Annotated in this window: 14 protein-coding genes; all 14 read left to right on the top strand. The window is 39.4% G+C overall.

Annotated elements, in window-relative coordinates; translation table 11 throughout:
- The first annotated feature begins 35 nt into the window (after window positions 1–35).
- Window positions 36–1,298: a GGDEF domain-containing protein gene (locus tag H4J66_RS17915; RefSeq protein ID WP_182176285.1), complete on the top strand. Its 1,263-nt coding sequence runs from the start codon at window positions 36–38 to the stop codon at window positions 1,296–1,298.
- 199 nt (window positions 1,299–1,497) lie between these two features.
- On the top strand, window positions 1,498–3,807 hold the full coding sequence (gene parC / locus H4J66_RS17910) for a DNA topoisomerase IV subunit A (RefSeq protein WP_182176284.1): 2,310 nt from the start codon (window positions 1,498–1,500) through the stop codon (window positions 3,805–3,807).
- Window positions 3,808–3,898: 91 nt separating this feature from the next.
- Window positions 3,899–4,390 carry a YcxB family protein gene (locus tag H4J66_RS17905; RefSeq protein ID WP_182176283.1) on the top strand — a complete coding sequence of 164 codons (492 nt, stop codon included), beginning with the start codon at window positions 3,899–3,901 and terminating at the stop codon, window positions 4,388–4,390.
- A gap of 69 nt (window positions 4,391–4,459) precedes the next feature.
- Window positions 4,460–5,266, top strand: coding sequence for a sulfite exporter TauE/SafE family protein (locus H4J66_RS17900; RefSeq protein ID WP_182176282.1), 807 nt, complete (start codon window positions 4,460–4,462; stop codon window positions 5,264–5,266).
- A gap of 256 nt (window positions 5,267–5,522) precedes the next feature.
- Window positions 5,523–5,981 (top strand): division/cell wall cluster transcriptional repressor MraZ, encoded by a 459-nt coding sequence (mraZ, locus tag H4J66_RS17895; RefSeq protein ID WP_182176281.1) that lies wholly within the window; start codon window positions 5,523–5,525, stop codon window positions 5,979–5,981.
- 82 nt (window positions 5,982–6,063) lie between these two features.
- Window positions 6,064–7,005: a 16S rRNA (cytosine(1402)-N(4))-methyltransferase RsmH gene (gene rsmH / locus H4J66_RS17890; protein ID WP_182176280.1), complete on the top strand. Its 942-nt coding sequence runs from the start codon at window positions 6,064–6,066 to the stop codon at window positions 7,003–7,005.
- Window positions 7,006–7,021: 16 nt separating this feature from the next.
- The gene (ftsL, locus tag H4J66_RS17885) at window positions 7,022–7,336 is read left to right on the top strand and encodes a cell division protein FtsL (protein ID WP_182176279.1); all 315 of its coding nucleotides are present in this window, start codon (window positions 7,022–7,024) and stop codon (window positions 7,334–7,336) included.
- Window positions 7,333–9,111, top strand: coding sequence for a penicillin-binding protein 2 (locus tag H4J66_RS17880; RefSeq protein WP_182176278.1), 1,779 nt, complete (start codon window positions 7,333–7,335; stop codon window positions 9,109–9,111). The genes ftsL and H4J66_RS17880 overlap by 4 nt, the downstream gene beginning before the upstream one ends.
- Entirely contained in the window at window positions 9,104–10,687 is a 1,584-nt protein-coding gene (locus H4J66_RS17875; RefSeq protein WP_182176277.1) for a UDP-N-acetylmuramoyl-L-alanyl-D-glutamate--2,6-diaminopimelate ligase, read from the top strand. Before H4J66_RS17880 ends, H4J66_RS17875 begins: the two co-directional genes overlap by 8 nt.
- Window positions 10,684–12,096 carry a UDP-N-acetylmuramoyl-tripeptide--D-alanyl-D-alanine ligase gene (gene murF, locus H4J66_RS17870; protein ID WP_182176276.1) on the top strand — a complete coding sequence of 471 codons (1,413 nt, stop codon included), beginning with the start codon at window positions 10,684–10,686 and terminating at the stop codon, window positions 12,094–12,096. The genes H4J66_RS17875 and murF overlap by 4 nt, the downstream gene beginning before the upstream one ends.
- Window positions 12,090–13,172, top strand: coding sequence for a phospho-N-acetylmuramoyl-pentapeptide-transferase (gene mraY / locus H4J66_RS17865; protein ID WP_182176275.1), 1,083 nt, complete (start codon window positions 12,090–12,092; stop codon window positions 13,170–13,172). The genes murF and mraY overlap by 7 nt, the downstream gene beginning before the upstream one ends.
- Before the next feature lie 63 nt (window positions 13,173–13,235).
- Window positions 13,236–14,657, top strand: coding sequence for a UDP-N-acetylmuramoyl-L-alanine--D-glutamate ligase (murD, locus tag H4J66_RS17860; RefSeq protein ID WP_182176274.1), 1,422 nt, complete (start codon window positions 13,236–13,238; stop codon window positions 14,655–14,657).
- 41 nt (window positions 14,658–14,698) lie between these two features.
- The gene (gene ftsW / locus H4J66_RS17855) at window positions 14,699–15,949 is read left to right on the top strand and encodes a cell division protein FtsW (RefSeq protein WP_220463351.1); all 1,251 of its coding nucleotides are present in this window, start codon (window positions 14,699–14,701) and stop codon (window positions 15,947–15,949) included.
- Entirely contained in the window at window positions 15,936–17,042 is a 1,107-nt protein-coding gene (gene murG, locus H4J66_RS17850) for an undecaprenyldiphospho-muramoylpentapeptide beta-N-acetylglucosaminyltransferase (protein WP_182176272.1), read from the top strand. The genes ftsW and murG overlap by 14 nt, the downstream gene beginning before the upstream one ends.
- The last annotated feature ends 1 nt before the right edge of the window (window position 17,043 follow it).

Here is a 17,043-nt window from a genome sequence, read left to right as displayed (position 1 = left end):
CTTATATATCACTGTGTGTCTTATTGAGCTTCTACTTGGCAAATGTAGCATTTCCATCAGTAGCGCAATCTTATTCAGTTGACGAAGCGTTAGCCGCAGAAGAAAATAAAAGTGTCGAGGCGCCTGCTGAGCCTGAAAATATTTTGAACAATAAAGAGCCGTTACCAATTAATGCTCGTATTTTGTCTTTGTTATCACTGGTTCAACAAAACGATCAAAAAAATGCTGTGCAAGTTACCGGTGTTTTATTACAACTAGAAGAAATTAACTCAACTTTTAACGCGGCAGAACAGTATTTAATATTTTTGATACACGCTTTAATCGAACACCATGCACAACAGGATAAACAGGCTATTGCTTGGCTTGAGAAAACATTAAACTTACGAGATGAAATCCCTGAAAAGCAGCTTTACTTGCCGGAATTCTCTGAAGTGAATCTAATTTTTGCTCGCTCATTTTCTGCTTTGGGTGACTTTAAGCAAGCGTTCGATTATAAGAAAAAATATATAAGAAATGGTTACCAATACTTCGATGGAACCCGAGCTGATAAAATTAAAGATCTTAATAAAACCTATGAAACCGATGAAAAAATTAAGCAAAATGAATTACTAGCCAATCAAAATAAAATTAAACGTTTAAAAATTATTGCTGCAGAGAATAAAAAATTTGCTCAACAACGTAATATTTTAATACTAGTCGTCACTGTTATTGTTTTCTTTGTACTTCTATTGAGACAAATAAAAGTCAGAAAAAAATTAAAATATTTAGCAAAAGTAGATAGTCTCACTAACTTGTATAATCGACGTACTTTGTTTGAAAAAGGCGCTGAAGCAGTGGCTACAGCGGTCAATGAAAAACAGAGTTTAAGTGTCATTCTATTAGATATAGATCACTTCAAAAATATAAATGATACTTACGGTCATGATATTGGTGATGAAGTTATTAAAATAATTGCCAAACTAGGCAGTGAAACTATGCGCTCTCGCGATCTTTTTGCCCGATTAGGTGGTGAAGAGTTTGCAGGTATATTACCAGAGGTAGGCTGTGCTGAAGCTAAGGCAATAGCCGAGCGTTTACGTGAGAAAGTGGCAAGTAAAGACTGGTCTGAATTTAATATTAACGAACAACTATCGGTATGTATTGGCGTTGCTTGTTTAGAGCAAGTCGAGTCAAACTTTGATGACTTACTTAATGCAGCTGATATAGCGATGTATTATGCTAAAGCTAACGGACGCAACCGCGTCTGTCAGTTTAATGATGAAGGCCAAAATAATAACCAAAAAAATAATAACGACTAATTTACAAATTTTGATAAAGAAGTGTTTTCCTGCCTTGTCTCCCTATTGTCATTCAAAATGTACTCTCAGAGGCGCATCTTGATTGGCAACAGCTATATAATCATATAAGCTAGAGTCTAGTTAAATGTAATCTAAAAATAATAACCAAAGTCACAGGTAGGACTACTCCCTAACAGGTTGACAATTCAGGAATTAATTCATGTCAGACGCGCTTAATTTTAGCCTCGAAGGTATTGAACAGCGACCACTTCGACAATTTACCGAAGAGTCTTATTTAAACTATTCGATGTACGTGATCATGGATCGAGCTTTACCACATATTGGTGATGGCTTGAAACCAGTTCAAAGACGTATTGTCTATGCGATGTCTGAATTGGGTTTGTCTGCCAACGCAAAATATAAAAAATCAGCGCGTACTGTTGGTGATGTGTTGGGTAAATTTCACCCACATGGCGACTCTGCTTGCTATGAAGCTATGGTATTAATGGCTCAGCCATTTTCATATCGATATCCGCTGGTTGATGGACAAGGAAACTGGGGCGCGCCAGACGATCCGAAGTCTTTCGCTGCTATGCGTTATACCGAATCACGTTTATCACGTTTTAGCGAAATATTACTCGCCGAATTGGGTCAAGGCACCGTTGATTGGACACCAAACTTTGACGGTACCATGAATGAACCTAAAACCTTGCCTGCTCGTTTACCTCATATACTCTTGAATGGTATTACCGGCATAGCGGTTGGTATGGCTACCGATATTCCACCTCATAATGTTCGTGAAGTAGCTAATGCATGTGTACATTTAATTGAACAACCTAAAGCGGAAATTAGTGATTTACTTGAGTATGTCAAAGGTCCTGATTACCCCACCGATGCTGAAATAATTACACCTAAAGCCGATATTGAAAAAATATATCGAACCGGTAAAGGCAGTATTAAAATGCGCGCTATTTTTGAGATTGTGCAGGGTGATATTGTTATTACAGCTTTACCTCATCAAGCTTCTGGCGGCAAAATACTTGAACAAATTGCTGGGCAAATGAATGCGAAAAAACTACCTATGGTGGTTGATTTGCGTGACGAGTCTGATCATGAGAATCCAACCCGTTTAGTGGTGATCCCTCGTTCTAATCGAGTTGATATAGAACAATTAATGAATCACTTGTTCGCCAGTACCGATTTAGAAAAAAGTTATCGTGTTAATCTAAACATGATTGGCTTGAATAATAAACCTGCAGTAAAAGACTTGCGGGTTATTTTATCAGAATGGCTGGTATATCGTCGCGAAACTGTGCGCCGTCGTTTGCAGTATCGTCTCGATAAAGTGTTAGCTCGTTTACATTTATTAGACGGGTTATTGATCGCCTATTTAAATATTGATGAAGTTATCGAAATTATTCGAAATTTTGATAAACCCAAAGAAGAACTGATTTCTCGTTTTGATTTATCAGAACGTCAAGCAGAATCAATTTTAGAAATTAAGCTTCGTCAACTTGCTAAACTTGAAGAAATTAAAATAAGAGCAGAGCAAGCAGAGCTTAATATAGAACGTGAGTATCTTGAAAAAATATTAAATTCAACAGCGCGAATGAATACGCTAATGAAAAAAGAAATTCAAGAAGCGGCTGAAAAATATGGTGATGACCGTCGTTCTGTTCTTATTGAGCGCAGTGAAGCAAAAGCATTATCTGAAAAAGATTTAGTCCCCAGTGAAGCCGTTACCGTTGTCGTTTCTCACAAGGGTTGGGCGCGTTGTGCCAAAGGTCATGATATCGAACCCGAAGCGCTAAGTTATAAATCAGGTGACAGCTACTTATGTTCTTCAAAAGGGCGCAGCAATAATCCTGTGGTCTTTATTGACTCAACGGGGCGTGCTTACACCACCGACGCTCATACATTGCCAACAGCAAGAAGCCAAGGTGAGCCATTAAGTGGCCGTTTTAGCCTATCGACAGGAGAAACCTTTGTCACGAGTTTAATGGCAAGTGATGAAAGTAAATATTTACTAAGCAGTGATGCCGGCTATGGTTTTGTTGGTAAATTTTCTGACATGATTAGTCGCAATAAGAATGGTAAAGCATTATTAAGCGTGCCAGCAAATGCCAAAGTGAATACACCATTGCCTATTGCTAATATTGATAATATGTTAGTGCTTGCCATTACGTCTGAAGGTCGAATGCTGGTATTTCCAGTTAAAGACTTACCGATACTGAGTAAAGGTAAAGGTAACAAAATTATTAATATTTCTGCAGCAAGAGCGAAAAGCCGTGAAGAATTTGTTTCGATACTAAACGTTATTTCAGCTGAGAGTTCGCTAACATTGCACGCGGGTAAACGTAAGTTAACCTTAAAAGCCAGCGATGTTGAACACTATCGTGGTGAGCGTGGTCGCCGTGGCAATAAGTTACCACGAGGTCTACAACGCGTTGATCGTGTCGAAGTGGGTATGATCGCTGAAGAAATTAACATTGAAGACGCTGTGATCCCAACAGACAATAATGAGAAATAATTAACCATAACTTTTAATCACTATTTACTTCATCATTTATTAAAAACTCAGGTAAAATAACATTATTATTTTATCTGAGTTTTTTATATTTATGCCACAGCCTTTTACCTACTCAACAACCTACGAACTAGACAAAGCCCATTTTCAAGAATGTTTTAGCGAATCTGTTGTCATCGATACTTCAATAAGTGCCTACAAAAAATCAATTGTCTTATCCGTTGCCGGCATGTTGTTAGTACTCTTTACCGAAATGAATCCCTATGTAGCTTGGTTTGTTTTTGCTTTAGGTATTCTTGAAGCCGTCAGTACTTATTATCAAAAGCCGTGGTGGGTGATGCGACAAATGCTCAGTAAAGCCGCCAAAGGTAATGTTGATTTAACGATTGATGAACAAGGCATTGTGAGTAAATCATTTTATGCTAGCTTGACGTTATTGTGGTCAGACGTGCAATTAATACAAAACACTCAACTAGGTTGGTTAATAAGACACGCTAAGGGTCGGAGTTACATTTCTAATAAAAATTTATCGGCAGCAGCGATAACATTCCTTACCGATAAACAGTCTCACCAAAGTAAGTGTTAATGTTCAGTGAGTTTCTTCCGCTTAAATAATCCTAAATTTATTTTATTATTCATTTCGATTTGGCTTGGCATGCTAGCAATGTCTCCTATGGCTATCGAAGACATTCCTGAGTATGGGGTATTTAGTTTTATTGGCTTAATTGGCGGTATTTTTGCCAATTCAACCGGAGCAGGTGGCGGAGTTGTCTTTATCCCACTGTTTAATCAACTCAACTTTACTGAACAACAATCTATAGCGACCAGCTTTGCTATTCAATGTTTTGGTATGACTGCCGGCGCTTTTACTTGGTGGTTTCATTACCATAGTGAAAAAACACAATTACGTTTATGGCAAGGGTTTAAACGTATTATCAGTGTGACCACAATAAGCTCAATCATCGGTATTTGGTTTGTTTATGGTAATCAACTTAGCTCACCCACTTCTTTGCATCACAGCTTTAGCTGGTTTTCTTTAGTGCTTGGCCTATTTATAGTTGGCACTATCTTCTTTATTAAGCCGCATTGTGAGCGTAGCCAACTCTACCTTTTTGATTGGCTGGCTTTAACCACCATAGGACTCTTTGGTGGTGCGCTTACCGCTTGGCTATCGGTAGGTGTCGGTGAGTTATTGGCCATTTATTTAATTCTTCGACGTTTTGACATTAGTATGGCAGTGGCCGCAGCCGTGATTGTTTCAGCTTTTACCGTTTGGTCAGCCATCTGGCAGCATACCTTGATTCAATTTGAAATTTATTGGCAAGTGGTACTATTTGCAGGCCCAGGTGCCTTGCTTGGCGGTATTTTTGCTAAGACCTTGGTGACGCACCTCTCAGCAACTAAGTTGAAATTATTTTTTGCTTTTTGGTTGTTAATAATAGGACTCATCGGTATCAAGTAAGTAGTCGCTAACCGCTCATCTTTTCTTCGAAATCAGCTAAAAAATTAATTGTATTACATATTCTGGGGCAAGGATCCACAAAAACCCACAAATTCATCAACTTTGCTCAAAGCCTTAATTTTATTGGTGTTCGGCCAGATCATTTATACCAATCTTTGCTTGACATGGCTTCACTTTTCTCACTAAACTATATCAATGTGGGAATAAGTGGGAATTAGTGGATCTTAAAGGATTACTAAAATAATAAAGCAGGATTATGTTTAGAGGCACCAGCGCAATTACGCTCGACAGTAAAAATAGAATCACGGTACCAACTAAGTACCGCGAAGAGCTATTTGCCGATTGCCAAGGAAAAATGGTTTGTACCGTTGATATTCAACATCCCTGCTTACTACTTTACCCGCTTCCTGAATGGGAAGAAATAGAATTAAAATTGTGTAGTTTATCGAGTATGAACCCACAAGAGCGATTGTTACAGCAAGTACTTTTAGGTAATGCTTCTGATTGTGAAATCGATAAGAGTGGTCGCTTATTGATTAATGGTCCGTTGCGTTTACATGCCAATTTAGAAAAAAGTGTGATGCTGGTAGGACAATTAAAGAAATTTGAAATTTGGAGTGAAAATGCCTGGCAAGTGCAAATGCAAAAAGGCATTAGCCAAATTCAGTCGGGTGAAATTGAACTGACTGACCGCTTGTTAGACTTATCACTGTAAATAGCAAAATTAAGACTAAAAATAGTTAATAACCCGATACCGAATTGATCACTTGGTATTCAGTAACATGGTGTTACCCAAAATGAAATTAGATAATTCACATATCTCGGTATTGCTTGACGAAGCAGTGACCGGACTCGCAATTAACCCCGATGGTACCTATATCGACTGTACGTTTGGTCGAGGCGGGCACTCAGCTCTTATACTTTCTCAACTCTCTGAAAATGGTCGACTTATTGCCATTGATCGAGATCTTACGGCAATTAAAGCGGCAGAAAAATTTGCTGACGATGCTCGATTTACTATTGAGCACGAAGGCTTTGCCGACTTACAAAACATTGCTGAAAAGTATCAATTACTTGGTAAAGTTGACGGTATTCTCCTTGACCTTGGTGTATCTTCGCCGCAGCTTGATGAAGCCGAACGTGGCTTTAGCTTTATGAATGATGGCCCATTAGACATGCGTATGGATACTTCGCGTGGACAAACCGCAGCAGAATGGATTGCTGTGGCTGATGTTGAAGATATTACTTGGGTACTACGTACTTTTGGCGAAGAAAAACATGCTTGGCGAATTGCTAACGCCATTGTTGATACACGTGAAGAAACCCCTTATACCCGTACTAGTCAGTTAGCCAAAATCATTCAAACGACAGCACCACAACGCGAAATTAAAAAGCACCCGGCAACACGAAGCTTTCAAGCGATCCGCATTTATATTAATAGTGAGTTAGAGCAAATTGAAAAAGTACTTGCGGCATCATTATCAGTACTTGCTGAAAATGGTCGTTTAGTGGTTATTAGCTTTCATTCATTAGAAGACCGTCTTGTTAAGCAGTTTATGAAAAAACACTCGCAAGGCAAAAAAGTGCCTCGTGGTTTACCGATCAGTGAAGCAGAATTGAATAAAGGTAAAAAATTAGAACTTGTTGGTCGAAGGCTAAAACCCAGTGAAAGTGAAGTTGAAGAAAATAAGCGTTCGCGAAGCTCTGTCATGCGGGTTGCAATGAGATTACCGCTTTAATGCAGCTGATATAGTTATGGCAAACTCAAAAATGGCATTGCCATTAGAAGTTTGGTACGACATTCAGCGACATATATTTATATATCTGTTGTTAGTTATGGTGGTTGTTTCGGCATTTTCAGTGATTTATTTCACCCATTTAAATCGCCAAACCACCAGTGGTTTAGAAATATTGTTAACAGAACGAGATGAGTTAGATATTGAGTGGCGTAATTTATTGTTAGAGCAAAACAGCCTAGCTGAACACAGTACGATAGAAAGCAAAGCTAGAAAATTATTACAGATGAAAAGACCGAATATAAATTCCGAAGTTATCATTCAACAACAATGAGCAAGTTAGTGAAGAAACAAGTAGATAAACAGCAAATTTCGGTGGCATGGCGTTTTTACGTTGTGGTCGGCCTAATAGTTTTTGTTTATGCAGGTTTGTTGGCTCGCAGTGCATATATTCAAATCATTGAACCCGACATGTTGAAAAAACAGGGAGATATGCGCTCATTACGCACCGCTGCTCATACAGTACAACGTGGTTCAATTGTCGATCGTAACGGCCGGGAACTGGCAATCAGTGTCCCGGTTGAAACCGTGTGGGCAGATCCTAAAATTATCATGGACAATAATGCGCTAGCAATGAAAGAGCATTGGCAAGCACTTGCCGATGTTTTAGGGCGTAATGTTAACAAACTAACTTCACGTATTGTTAAAAACCCAACTAAACGTTTTGTTTATGTTGAACGCAAAGTATCGCCAGCAATGGCTAAATACATTAAAGAATTAAAAATACCGGGTATTCATTTACGAAAAGAATCAAAACGCTTTTACCCATCAGGAGAAATAAGCGCTCATGTTGTTGGCTTTACCAATGTAGATGACAAAGGTATCGAGGGCGTTGAACGCGTTTACGATCAATTACTGACGGGAACTGACGGCGAAAAAAAATACCGTAAAGATGCTAAGGGCCGTAAAATAGAAATACTGTCTGAGCAAGAATCTACTCAGCCCAAAGATATCGTTTTGAGTATTGACCAGCGTATTCAAGCCATCGCTTATAAAGAATTAAAAGGTGCGGTAAAAGCATTTAAAGCGACATCAGGCTCAGTCGTTGTTACTAATGTTCATACAGGTGAAATTTTAGCGCTGGTAAATAGCCCATCTTATAATCCTAATAATCGTCGAAACACAGCGATCCATCGTTTTCGAAACCGAGCGATCACCGATTTTTATGAACCGGGTTCAACCTTAAAGCCTTTAACCGCATTAACCGCATTAGAGTTTGGTTCAGTAAAAGCCGACAGCATTATTGATACCAGTCCAGGTTGGATGCGTTTAGGTGGCCGAAGAGTTGGCGACCCCATTAACCGTGGCAAATTAAGTATTACTGATATTTTGGTGCATTCATCGAATATGGGCACGACAAAATTAGCACTTTCAGTACCGAAAGAATTTTTACTGAATAAATTTTTTGATGCAGGCTTTGGCGAAGAAACAGGTGTTGGCTTAATTGGCGAAAGTTCAGGTATTATGCATGATCGCCAACGTTGGTCTAAATTTGAATTAGCGACCTTATCTTGGGGACATGGTGTTGCGGCAACCCCGCTTCAACTAGCACGTTTTTATTCAACCTTAGCTAATGGCGGCATTAAAAAGCCGCTCACTATTATTAAAAAAGATACCTTGAATACTATTCCACTTCGAGATGTACGGATTTTTTCAGAACAATCGAGTGAGCAAGTGGTTGGTATGTTAGAAAATGTGGTTAATGAGCATACCCCAAATGCTAAGGTAGAAGGCTACCGTGTTGGTGGTAAAACGGGCACTGCAATTAAAGCTTTCGCTGGTGGCTATGGCAATGAATACGTTGGCTTGTTTGCTGGCATGGCACCAATTTCTGATCCTGAGATTGTGGTTGTTGTCGTTATCAATGAACCTGGTGGCGATTTATATCATGGTGGCGAAGTTGCTGCCCCTGTTTTTTCAAGAGTGATGAAAGGCGCATTGCGGGTATTAAATATTGCCCCAGATGCAAAGCGTGTTGCTGATATAAGACCTGTGGTCAGTGAAGGCAAGCCAACAATGAAAGTAAAACAGGAGCATGCCGATGCCTAAGTTTACTTTTTCATTGAGCCAAGCACAATTATTTGACGTTTTTAAACGGTTTAATTTACCGTTACCTGCATTGGCTGAACAGGCTTATTTCCCAATGAATTGTGGAGATTTGGTTAATGATACCCGTAAATTAAAAGTGGGCGATGTTTTTTGTGCGATTATCGGTCATCAGCAAAATGGTAATGATTTTATTAAGCAAGCCGTATCCTTAAAGTGTGGGTTAATCATTGCTGAATGCAGCCATGCCAGTCAACATGGTGAAATTATTTATTTAACGACAGAAAATTCAGATAAAAAAATAGCACAAGTCTATTTCTATCAACTCAATGAAAAGTTATTTTCATTTGCTAAGGGGTATTATCAAAGTCCACAAGATAATATGACGATTATAGGTATTACTGGCACCAATGGTAAAACCAGCACCAGTCAAATAATCTCAAAATTATTAGCGAGTTGCCAACAAAGAACAGCGGTTATAGGCACCAATGGCGCTGGACAAATTGAATCGCTACAAACCGTTGAAAATACAACACCGGCGGCAACACAGTTGCATCAGTTAATGGCTGAGTTCTCTGCAGATCATTGTAAAAATGTTGCTATGGAAATATCTTCTCATGCACTTGAGCAGCAACGTGTTATAGCAAGTTTACTTGATATTGCCGTGTTCACCAATTTGACTCGTGATCATCTTGATTATCATAAAACCATGGCAAACTATGCTGACGCCAAATATCAAATTTTTAGTCATGATGCCAAACAAATTGCCATTATTAATGGTGATGACCAGCAAGGTAAACAATGGTTAGCGCATTGGCCAAATAAGCAAAGTCTTATTGTTTATGGTAAATCGGCCGCAGTTACTCAATTTTCAGCTTATGCCCAAGCCAGTGAAATTAAAACCCATGCTAATGGTGTTCAATTCATTTTGAATACCCATCTTGGTCAGCAAGAAATTGACAGCGTGCTAATGGGCGATTTCAATATTGAAAATTTATTAGCGGGTATCGCTGTACTGATGAGTAAAAATATTTCATTAAATGATATCGCGTTAGCGGTTAAAGCATTAACACCGATTGTTGGCCGCATGGAAACATTTAAAGCCAATAATAAAGCGACCACTATTGTTGACTATGCACATACCCCCGATGCATTAGTCAGTGCACTGCATGCTTGTCGCCACCATTGTAAAGGTGAGCTATGGGTGGTGTTTGGTTGTGGAGGAGACAGAGACAAAGGTAAGCGACCACTAATGGCGCTAGCAGCCGAAAGTGGTGCTGATCATCTGGTATTTACCACAGATAATCCAAGAACAGAAAAAGCTGAAGATATCGTTGCCGATATGTTCGCCGGGTGTCTTTTTCCTGAAAAAATCACCGTTTTACTTGACCGAGAAGCCGCTATTAAAGCTACCTTGGCAAAAGCAAAAGCTGATGACATGGTTTTACTTGCGGGTAAAGGCCATGAAGACTACATCATAGTAGCTAATGAAAAAATTAATTATAACGAACGTGAATTGGTTAAAGCCATTTATGACGTTTATCAACAACAAAGTAACACTGCAGGAGCAATCTCATGATCCCATTATGCTTAGCTGAAATTGCATTAGCCGTTGATGGTAAGCTCGTTGGAGAAAACATCACTATTGATAGCATTAATACTGATAGTCGAGCATTAGCAAAGGGTGAATTATTTCTTGCGCTCAAGGGCCCAAATTTTGATGCTCATCGTTTTTTGAATCAGGTGATTGAATTAGGTTGTGTAGCCGTGATTGTTCAATATGATTGCCAACTGAGTATTCCTCAAATTATTGTTGAAGATACGCATAAAGCCTTAGGTAAAATTGCGGCTTATGTGAAAGAAAAAGTTGCTCCTAAAACGGTTGCGATTACCGGAAGCAGTGGTAAAACCACAGTAAAAGAAATGGTGGCAGCAATTTTATCACGCTTGGGCAAGGTATTAGCAACAAAAGGGAATTTTAATAACGATATTGGTGTGCCACTCACCTTATTGCACCTTGAGCCACAGCACGAATTTGCGGTGGTTGAGTTGGGTGCAAATCATATGGGTGAAATAGCTTATACCTCAGCATTAGTGAAGCCTGATGTCGCCATTATTAATAATATTGCCGCGGCTCATTTAGAGGGATTTGGCGATTTATGTGGCGTGGCACGAGCAAAAGGCGAAATTTTTGAAGGCTTAAGCAGTGGTGGTATTGCTCTATATAACCAAGATTGTAAATTTGCCAATAAATGGCAATGGCGTTTGGTTGACAAGAAAGTGAGAACTTTCTCATGTGAACAAGCTGCTGACTGTTTCTCAAGTGATGTAATACTTGATGATACAGGTTGTGCTGGCTTTAAGCTTAATACTCACTCTGGGAACACGTTCATTGAATTAACGGTGCCGGGGAAACACAATGTTTGTAATGCGGTTGCTGCAGCTGCGATTGCTTTAGAGTTTGGTGCTAGCCTTGATGATATTCGTTTAGGCTTGGCTGAAATGTCACCGGTGAAAGGCCGATTGAATTTACATCAGTTAACACCCACGTTTAAATTAATTGATGATACCTATAATGCAAATGTTGAATCAATAAAAGCGGCTAGCGATTTGTTGGCTAGCTACTCAGGTCGACGTATCCTTATCCTTGGTGATATGGGCGAATTGGGCGCACAAGCTCGAGGTTATCATCATGAAGTTGGCGATTATGCTAAACAATGCAAAATTGATGATTTACTGACGCTGGGCGTACTAAGTCAAAGTTCAGCTGATGCTTTTAATGGCCAACATTTTAGTGACAGAGTGTCGTTAATGCGTTGCCTAACTTCTTTATTGGAAAATGAGCAACAAGCGATCTCTATCTTAGTTAAAGGATCACGTAGTGCCCGTATGGAAAATGTCGTGCAAGATATTATTAACTGGCGTAAAAATTTAGAACTCTCTTCGTCAACTTCAGAACATAAATCATCGGAGATAAGTTCATGCTAGTTTGGCTAAGTGAATATTTAACACAGTATTACAGTTTTTTTAATGTTTTTTCTTATCTAACATTTCGCGCCATTATAAGTACATTAACTGCGTTAACTATATCCTTGTACTTTGGTCCTAAGCTGATCCGTTTCTTGCAAAATATGCAAGTGGGTCAGGTTGTTCGCGATGATGGCCCCGAAAGCCATTTGGTGAAAACCGGCACGCCTACTATGGGTGGGCTGTTAATTTTAGCCGCTATTGTGGTCAGTGTTTTACTCTGGGCCGATTTAAGTAACACCTATGTTTGGGTCGTACTTTTTGTTATCACCAGTTTTGGCCTAATAGGCTTTGTTGACGATTATCGAAAAGTTATTCGCAAAGACCCGAATGGTTTAATTGCGCGTTGGAAATACTTTTGGCAAACCATTGCGGGTTTAGCGACCGCTTTGTTTTTATATTCTCTTGCGCAAAGTCCCGAAGAAACAAGTTTACTTATTCCGTTTGTTAAAGACGTATTACCTCAATTGGGTATTTTTTACGTTGGAATGACCTACTTTGTGATTGTCGGGACCAGTAACGCAGTTAATTTAACTGATGGTTTAGATGGCTTAGCAATTGTGCCAACGATAATGGTCGCCGGTGCTTTTGCTATTTTTGCCTACATGACAGGACACGCAAACTTCTCTGAATATTTAAATATTCCCCACATTGCGATGGCGAGTGAGTTAGTGGTTGTTTGTACTGCTATTGTTGGCGCAGGATTAGGATTTCTCTGGTTTAACACTTACCCGGCGCAAGTATTTATGGGTGATGTTGGTTCTTTAGCTCTTGGTGCAGCCTTGGGTGTTATCGCGGTTTTGGTTCGACAAGAATTAGTGTTGTTTATTATGGGTGGTGTTTTTGTTATGGAAACAGTGTCGGTTATTTTACAAGTCGGCTCTTATAAATTACGTGGCCAACGTATTTTCCGTATGGCGCCTATTCATCATCATTACGAATTAAAAGGCTGGCCTGAGCCAAGAGTTATTGTCCGTTTTTGGATTATCTCATTAGTACTGGTCTTGATTGGTTTAGCAACATTAAAACTACGCTAACAATGATTGATTAATAAATCATTTAATAAAAAAATAGTATTTAAAGTAGGTATAAAACATAAGATGACGCAAAAAATCTCACAAGCTCCGTTAGCTATAGCGCAGTTAACAAACCAAAAAATTGTTGTCCTCGGTGCAGGGTTAACAGGGTTGTCTTGTGTGCGTTATTTAACAAAAAATGGCTTAACTTGCTCGGTAAACGACAATCGTGATAATGCCGTTAATATTGACGATTTTAAGCAAGAGTTTCCACATACAGCATTAACGTTAGGTCGCTGGGATAAAACACTGATCGCTTCAGCCGATGTCTTACTGGTTAGCCCAGGTATAGATACCAGTATTGCTGACATTGCTAAGCAGATAAGTAAAAATTGTATTGTTGCTGGAGACGTTGAGCTTTATTGTCAAAATAATAACACCGCTATTCTTGCTGTCACCGGTTCAAATGGTAAATCAACGGTCGTGTCTTTATTGGCTTTTCTTGGACAACGGCTGGGTAAAAAAGTTGAGCTAGGCGGTAATATCGGTGTACCGGTTCTTGAACAATCGCATAAATCACTCGACTGCTTAGTCTTAGAACTTTCTAGTTTTCAATTAGAAACATTACGCAGTATGAAGGCGATTGCCGCAACTGTTTTAAATGTGAGCGATGATCATTTAGATCGTCACAAAACCTTAGAAAACTATGCCGCGATTAAACGAGGTATTTATCAACAGTGTCAAACGGCTATAACTAATCGTGATGATGTGAATACTCAACTTGTTGGTAAGGCGCAAAAGTCGCTTTCGTTTGGTAGCGACGCTGCACTCGACGGTCATTTTGGCATGTTGGTGATTGATGGACAAAGACAATTAATGCTTGGCTCGATGCCGCTTATTGGTGTTAATCAACTGCCTATTGCCGGTTTACACAATGCCTTGAACTGTTTAGCGGTATTGGCACTAGGTCATAGTGCTGGTTGGCCACTTGACGAGATGTTAACACATTTAGTTGAATTTAAAGGCTTGGCACATCGTTGTCAGCTGATATCAACGTATAACAATGTGCAATGGATTAACGACTCTAAAGCAACCAATGTTGGCGCAACCTTCGCTGCGATTGAAGGCTTAGCCGCTATGATGTCAGAACATAACAACTTATATGTTATTGCCGGTGGCGATGGCAAAGGAGCAGATTTTTCCCCATTAACCAACGTTTTTTCTAAAGATGTTAGCCATGTTTTTACCTTAGGTAAAGACGGCGATGAAATAGCTGCTGTCGCTAATAAAGTACAGATAAAAAATAGTAAAGTTACCGGTATTGAACAAGCGATTAATATCCTTGGCAATATTGTTAAATCAGGTGATGTAGTGTTACTTTCACCGGCTTGTGCCAGCATTGATATGTTTAAAAACTTTGCTGAACGTGGCGAAGTCTTTGTCAATGCGGTTAATAAATTGAGCGGAGAAAATAAAATACCAAGTTTGCCAGAGGAGAACTCATGACAACATCAGTTCTCTCTAAACTCGATAATATAAAGCTACCAATGTGGTTATCGGCAGAGCAAGGTTCTAGTAGCGCTACATTTGATCGTACATACTTACTACTCGCTATTAGTATGTATATGATTGGTCTCATTATGGTCGCCAGTTCGTCTATGCCAGTTGCCGAAAGATTGTTCAATGACCCGTTTCATTTTGTCGAGCGTCACTTTATTTATATTTGTATAAGCTTGTTTGTGGCAGTTGTCACGATGAGCGTACCGATGAGTCTTTGGCAAAAAAACAGTGGGCATTTACTGCTATTGGGGATTCTGCTGTTAGTTGTGGTGTTAGTGATTGGCCGAACGGTTAATGGTTCTACACGGTGGATTGTTGTGGGTCCAATAACGTTACAAGCGGCAGAGCCTGCGAAATTGTTTTTCTTTTGTTATTTATCGTCTTATCTCGTTCGACGTCGTGATGAAGTGATGGAGAACGTTAAAGGGTTTGCTAAACCACTCGTTGTCTTTACTGTACTTGGTGGTTTGTTATTAATGCAACCCGATTTAGGTACCATTGTTGTGATGTTTGTGACCACTTTTGGTCTGTTATTTTTAGCTGGCGCTAAACTTTGGCAATTCGCTTGTGTATCTGGCGTTGGCATTAGTTTATTATCCGCGCTCGCTTATTTTTCTCCTTATCGTTGGGCGCGAGTTACCGGCTTTTTAGACCCTTGGGAAGATCCATTTGGCAGTGGTTATCAATTAACACAATCATTGATGGCTTATGGCCGTGGTGAGATTTTTGGACAAGGTTTAGGAAATAGTATTCAAAAGCTAGAATATTTACCCGAAGCGCATACCGATTTTGTTATGGCGGTTGTTGCGGAAGAACTTGGTTTTATTGGCATAAGCGTGATTTTAATGCTGAGTATGTTTTTAGTGCTCAAGGCACTGTTACTTGGCAGAGTAGCTTTGCAAAAAGAAAAATATTTCGAAGGCTTTTTTGCTTACGCTATTGGTATTTGGATAAGCTTTCAAGCGGCGGTCAATGTTGGTGCTAGTGTAGGTGTTGTACCCACTAAAGGGTTAACGATGCCGTTATTAAGTTATGGCGGTAGCTCGATGATCATTATGACCATGGCAGTGTTTATTTTGATGAGAATAGACCATGAGATACGTTTACAAAGTATTCAGGCGACCACTAAGAAAAAATCAAAGAAAAATAAAATAAAAAAAAGTAATGCAATGAATAAAATAGAAGCAAAATCCAAAACTAAAGATTATAAGGAGGGTGAACAATATGACTGGATTTGAAAATACAACTAGCAAAAAAGCACCCACTTTATTAGTGATGGCTGGTGGCACAGGGGGTCATATTTTCCCAGGTATAGCTGTGGCAGAAATGCTCAAAGCTAAAGGCTGGAAGATACATTGGCTTGGCACTGAAAAACGTATGGAAGCAAAAATTGTTCCTGAGCATGGTTTTGATATTTCATTTATCAATATTTCCGGTGTACGTAATAAAAGCTTGTTAGAGCGTGTTAAAATACCGTTTCAATTATTACAGTCGGTTTTACAATCAATCGCGATATTACGCAAAGTAAAACCCGATGTTGTTTTAGGCATGGGCGGTTATGCAAGTGCTCCTGGTGGTTTTGCTGCATGGTTAATGCGGATCCCTTTAGTCTTACATGAACAAAATGCGGTTGCTGGCATGACAAACCGTTATTTAGCGAAAATTGCCACGAAAGTGTTGAGTGCATTCCCAAATGCTTTTACCGCTAATATTGACTTTCAGGTGGTCGGAAACCCGTTGCGTAAAGAAATAACAGCGTTAACGCCAGTGATCCCTGAGAATCCAAGCAGTAGTAAAAAAGTACTAGTGGTTGGTGGAAGTCTTGGCGCTAAAATTTTGAATGAAACCGTGCCACAAGCGTTAAAGCAAATACAACTGCAAAATATTGACGTTTGGCATCAAACGGGTCGTGATAATCAAACAGCAGTACTGGCCAGTTATAAAAAATTTGGCTTGTCAGAAGATAAAGTTAAAGTGACTGAATTTATTGAAGATATGGCGGCCGCTTATCAATGGGCAGACATTGTTGTGTGCCGAGCAGGCGCCTTAACCGTTTCAGAACTCGCTATGGCAGCTAAACCTGCTATTTTTGTGCCTTTACCTCATGCCGTTGATGACCATCAAACTAAAAATGCGATGTATTTAGTTTCACGTGGTGCTGCAAAATTATTACCACAAAAAGAATTTAACGGTACGACTTTAGCGCAAATGCTTAACAGCCTTTTTATTTCCGACAGCGTAGTAAGGTCGATGGTTAAAGCGGCGCACGATGCTGCTCACGTTGATGCAACTCTCCGTGTTGCTAATACTTGCGCGGAGTTAGTTAACTAAT

The sequence above is a fragment of the Colwellia sp. MB3u-55 genome, from assembly GCF_014076785.1.
Classification (GTDB): domain Bacteria; phylum Pseudomonadota; class Gammaproteobacteria; order Enterobacterales; family Alteromonadaceae; genus Colwellia_A.
This window is presented reverse-complemented; position numbering and strand designations above follow the sequence as displayed.